This window comes from Endozoicomonas sp. SESOKO4, assembly GCF_024606275.1.
The window spans coordinates 1-4,134 of record NZ_JAHHPS010000227.1; the positions used below are offsets into that span (position 1 = coordinate 1).

Below are 4,134 nucleotides of genomic sequence, written 5' to 3' on the forward strand. Positions count from 1 at the left end.
CGGTTTTGAAGACGGTTATACCGAGTATGCCGGGAAAGTCTTGTATCACTATCAATTGCAGGTATACGACTACCTGAAGACCGGTCAGGGTGCTGCAGCATTGAAGGTGATTGATCAAATCAAGGCTACCCTGGAAAAAGTGGATCAGCTGTTTGACCGATAGCCTTCGAAGACAGTTCGCTTGAGCTTGTCGACGTTTCGACAGGCTCAGGACGAATGGGTGTGTCAACATTCTATCGGACAGTGGCGGGAATCTTGATATATCTTTAAATAGCCCTGAATTTGTAAAAGACATTGTTCAATTAATTGTTCAGGTAATACTGTTATGAATGTAATCTCTTACTCCAAAGCCAGAAACAATCTGAAGTCGCTGCTTGATCAGGTGGCCGAAGATGCTAACCACACCATTATCCACCGGCGGGAAGGTGAGGATGCGGTGGTCATGTCACTGGACAGCTACAACAACCTGATGGAAAACCTTCATTTAATGTCATCTTCGAACAACATAAAACATTTGAACGAATCTATTGCCCAAATTGAGGCAGGTTAGGTTCCAGAAAAAGGCTTGATTGATGGCGAGGCATAAGACTAAGCATAAAAGGTTGATATGTTGGTCAGAAAAAGTCCGGAGTGATTATCTTTAAAGCCTGCCGTTTCCACTATTAAAGCAGCCGCATACATTTTTATACTTTGGTTGTGCTAAACCTAACCGCCCTTTCTAATCACTGACATATTGTTAAAAAACGACCGGTTGGATTCATCAGCAAAAATATTCTCCAGAGTGTCGGTTAACTTCCTGCGCCAGTTTGGATACTCTTCGCTGGTTCCCGGAATATTCACCGGGGATTCGATCTGTAACACCTCTTCCAGCTGAATCACTGTGATTTTTGATGCTGTCTTAGCCAGGTAATAATGAACTTTTTCCATTAAGTCCCTTGAGTATTCCATTGTGGAAATATCCTGCGGGTTCATGCCTTCAGGAAACTCATGGACGTTCGAAAGTGTTTTCAGCAAAGCCAGCTTTTCTCTGTGTCTTGCCTCTTTTTCTTGCTGAGCCCGGTTGTGATCATAAATGCCCAGTTGCAGGCGCAAATCCAGATCGAGGCAATTCCACCAGGCCTTCAGAGGAGGGATGTCATGATTACTGACACAGGTCAGAGCCATGGGTTTGTAATCCTGAGGTAGCGTGAAATGATCACCCAAACACTCGAACAGAGCCACTTCATTGGAGTAAAACAGGGCAGGAGGCAGAGAAGCTTCGATTTCAGGTGGGACGGTCCCAAGATCCTCTCCAAATACCAGACACTGACGACGATGGCTTTCCAGTTTGATAATGCCCAGAAAGTCATTCAGAGGATAATAGACATAGGCGCCATAATCAGCCGTTTTGCCTTTGGGGCACCACCAGAGCCTTAGCAGACCCATGACATGATCAATTCTCAAAGCCCCGCAGTGGTTCATATTGGCCTGAACCATTTCAATAAAGGGCTGGTACTGCTGAGCGATGAGTACCTGAGGATTAAAGGGAGGTAAACCCCAGTTCTGTCCCTGGGGCGCTACACCATCCGGGGGCGCACCAACGCCTGCATCCAGACAGTAAAGGTCGCGATGACTCCAGACATCGGCGCCGCCAGTGTCTGCGCCTACTGCCAAATCACGATAGATGCCAACCAGCATACCGGCTTCAATGGCCGCTTCCTGAGCTTTGGTCAGCTGATCTTCAGCCAGCCACTGCAAGTACATGTAGTACTGAATGCGTTTTCGGTTATGGCTGGCAAACTCTTTGACGGCACCGGATTCCGGGTTCTGGAACTGTGACTCCCAGCAAGGCCATCCCCAGTTATTGATGTCCAGCTTTTTGTAGTGCTCATAAATAGCTTCATAAAGGGCATGTCGCTCCAGAGCGGGGCCACGGTTTCTGCAAAAGTCCAGAAAAGCTTTTCCCCGCGAGCTTTCGGGGCTCAGGTGTTGCTTATGGAAGTGATCAAACAGTGTGTTCAGAAAACCAAACTTCAGCCATGCTACCAGACTGTAGTCCACATACTCTTCGTCTCTTGCCTGTTGCAGTTGTTCTTTGAACTCAGGATCTTCAAATTGTCTCTGAGCTTCTTCACATTCCCTGAAGTCCGTTATGGCCGTGATATCGATATACAACGGATTAATAAAGGTTCGGCTCGATGGGCTGTAGGGGCTGGCATGAAGAGGGTTGGCCGGGTACAGGGCGTGAATAGGGTTCAGGCCGACAATGTCTGCGCCCTGTTCCGCCAGTTGAGTCGCTAACTGACTCAGGCCGGAAAAGTCACCTATGCCCCAATCATGATCGGTTCGAAGAGTGTATAACTGGATAGCACAGCCCCATAGTTTATTTCCACTCCCAAGTCTCTCAGGTTCATAGCAGGTTTCAGGAGCAATAATGATCAGAGCGCTGTCTTGCATCTTGTCACTTTGCAGAGAGAGCCGGTGGTAGCCAAGGGGTAAAGCATCCGGTAAGTTGAACGTCAAGTGGTGGTAGGTTCTTCCCTCAAATGTGCGACTGGCCTCTATGGGCATATCGCTGGTATTCAGGGTCAGAGAGTGGTGGCCAGCGGTTTCCAGTATTATTTCACCTTCGAACAGATGACCCAGCTGCTGATCCTCAAGGTACAGGCTGACCTGATAGCTTTGACCTTTAGTGAAGACTGACACGGGATGGAGTGGTTGCTGCCACTTTTGCTGTTCAATGTCTGCTATCGCTTGCTTTATCGAGTCGTCAGATTCAACGTTTAATCCCATGGCACCAAGAATCGGCAGTTTGTATTCAGTGGGGACGCTGACTGGCTTACCCGCCCAGTCACTGTATTCTCCGGAAACGCGATAGTATCGGGCCAGCTGCTCAATCAGTTCAGGATCAGACATAGCGGTCTCTCTCACAAGTCGTAGGCTGGCGCCCGGGTACGACGAAAAGCTATGCCCTCAGCATTGAAGAGGTGACAAAATTGGACCGGAAGCTCAATTTTCATCTTGCTGCCTGCTTCACGCTTTTTCGAGTCTTCTACCCGAACAATGAAGTTTTCTCGAATGGTATCGTGGCTCATGTATATGTAAGATTCGGCTCCCAGACGTTCCAGCGTTTCGACCTTGCCTTCAACCGCATTACCGTTGTCTGTTTCAGCCAGAGCATCTTCCGGTCGAATGCCCAAGACGACCCGCTCACCCTTGTTGGCACCCTGACTGTCAACGTTAGCCCGTAGCATTTCCCCGGTGGTCAACTTGAGTCGTGTTTCGTTGTTGCCGGTTTCTTCAATAAAACCATCAAAGAAATTCATTTTGGGTGAACCGATAAATCCGGCAACGAACAGGTTGGCAGGTTGGTGATAAAGTTCCAGTGGCTTCCCAACCTGCTCCAGGTTACTTTCTGCTCCCTGAGCCAGAGGACTCAGGACAACGATCTGATCTGCCAGAGTCATCGCTTCAACCTGGTCATGGGTAACGTAAATAGAGGTTGTTTGCAGACGGTTGTGCAGTCGGGCTATTTCCTGCCGCATCTGAACCCGAAGCGCGACATCGAGATTGGACAGCGGCTCATCAAACAAAAACACCCTGGGCTGCTGCACGATGGATCGGCCGATAGCCACCCTTTGTCGTTGACCTCCGGACATGGCTTTTGGCTTTCGATCCAACAGGGCCTCCAGTTGGAGAATGCGGGCGGCTTCTTCAACCCGGCTGTTGATCAATGATTTGTCGGCTTTTGCCAGCTTGAGGCCGAAGGCCATATTTTTAGCAACGGACATATGAGGGTAGAGCGCATAAGACTGGAAGACCATGCCCACCCTGCGTTCGTTGGGTGGCCAGTCATTCACCTGCTCCCCGGCAATATACATTTCACCCTCAGTGATATCCTCAAGACCACAGACCATTCGAAGCAGAGTGGACTTACCGCAGCCAGAAGGCCCGATAAATGCTATAAATTCACCCTCGGCAATGTTCAGGTTGATGTTCTTGAGAACCCAGGTCCTGCCCTGGTCGTAGCTTTTGGAAATATTAACAAGCTTAACTTCAGCCATAAGTTTTTCCGTTTTTCATTCGCAGCGCCCGCCAGACTGCTAGCAGCCTGTCGGACTTAAGGCTGTCCTACTGCGGTTGCAATAAATTGGT

Annotated in this window: 3 protein-coding genes; 1 reads left to right on the forward strand and 2 read right to left on the reverse strand. The window is 49.0% G+C overall.

Going from position 1 to position 4,134, the window contains the following annotated elements:
• Positions 1-325: 325 nt before the first annotated feature.
• Entirely contained in the window at positions 326-550 is a 225-nt protein-coding gene (locus tag KDK16_RS04290) for a type II toxin-antitoxin system Phd/YefM family antitoxin (protein ID WP_257274825.1), read from the forward strand.
• A 155-nt stretch (positions 551-705) separates the two neighbouring features.
• On the opposite strand, the gene malQ is transcribed toward KDK16_RS04290, so the two are convergent.
• Both malQ and KDK16_RS04300 read right to left on the reverse strand, forming a co-directional pair.
• Positions 706-2,895, reverse strand: coding sequence for a 4-alpha-glucanotransferase (gene malQ, locus KDK16_RS04295; protein ID WP_257274827.1), 2,190 nt, complete (start codon positions 2,893-2,895; stop codon positions 706-708).
• A gap of 11 nt (positions 2,896-2,906) precedes the next feature.
• Positions 2,907-4,043 (reverse strand): ABC transporter ATP-binding protein, encoded by a 1,137-nt coding sequence (locus KDK16_RS04300; RefSeq protein ID WP_257274828.1) that lies wholly within the window; start codon positions 4,041-4,043, stop codon positions 2,907-2,909.
• Positions 4,044-4,134: the final 91 nt, after the last annotated feature.